The sequence below is a fragment of the Ensifer sp. ZNC0028 genome, assembly GCF_000799055.1.
GTDB lineage: Bacteria > Pseudomonadota > Alphaproteobacteria > Rhizobiales > Rhizobiaceae > Ensifer.
Genome location: NZ_JTLA01000171.1, coordinates 1 through 1,025, shown reverse-complemented (window position 1 = coordinate 1,025; position 1,025 = coordinate 1). Strand labels below are relative to the sequence as shown.

Genomic DNA, 1,025 nt, shown 5'->3' with positions numbered 1-1,025 from the left:
TACATCACCGGCGCCGCGCCTCTCATCGAAATGCCTTTCCGTATCCCCTTTTGAAACAGACTAACGGCAGAGATTTAACAGAGGGTTTGATCCGCGGGTTGCATTGAAAAAACCCGCCCGATTTTACGGGCGGGTTCGACGGGAGAGCCTGTTCGTATCAGCGGCGATAGGTGCGACCGTCGGCGTCGAAAAGGTGCAGCTTGGCCTTGTCGGCGGTGAAGCGCACCTTGTCGCCGCGCTGAACCGGCAGGATGCCGGGGATCTTAGCGATGATCGGCTCCTTGTCGACGAGGCCTTCGATGTAGAGCAGCGTCACTTCGCCGAGCGCTTCGACAATCGAGATCGTGCCTTCGAACAGGAAGTCGTCGCTGGTACTGACCTGAAGGTCTTCGGGGCGAACGCCGAAACTCGCAGTCTTGCCGTTCTGCGACGACTCGGTCGGGATATTGAGCGTCACGCTCTTGCCGCCGGTCAGCTTCACCGTCGTCTGCGCGCCGGTCTCCGTCACCGTCGACGGGATGATGTTCATCGCCGGCGAGCCGATGAAGCGGGCGACGAAGAGATTGGCCGGGCGCTCATAGAGTTCGAGTGGCGCGCCCACCTGTTCGATATGGCCCTGCGACAGCACCACGATGCGGTCGGCGAGCGTCATCGCCTCTACCTGGTCGTGGGTGACGTAGATCATCGTCGTGTCCGCCATCTGCTCACTGAGCTTGGCGATCTCGATGCGGGTGGCCACACGCAAAGCCGCATCCAGGTTCGACAGCGGCTCGTCGAACAGGAATACCTTGGGGTCGCGGCAGATCGCGCGGCCGATGGCAACACGCTGTCTCTGGCCGCCGGAGAGCGCCTTCGGCAGGCGGTCGAGATATTTGGTCAGCTGCAGGATATCGGCGGCGTTGCGCACGCGACGGTCGATCTCCTCCTTGCTTTCCTTGGCGATCCGCATGCCGAAGGCCATGTTGTCGTAGACGGTCATGTGCGGATAGAGCGCATAGGACTGGAACACCATGGCGATGCCGCGC

General features: G+C 61.6%; 1 protein-coding gene. It reads right to left on the bottom strand.

Annotation, left to right across the window (positions count from 1 at the left end; translation table 11 throughout):
* Positions 1-157 precede the first annotated feature (157 nt).
* A partial coding sequence (locus L981_RS31370) for an ABC transporter ATP-binding protein (protein ID WP_043626182.1) occupies positions 158-1,025 on the bottom strand: 868 nt, incomplete at its 5' end.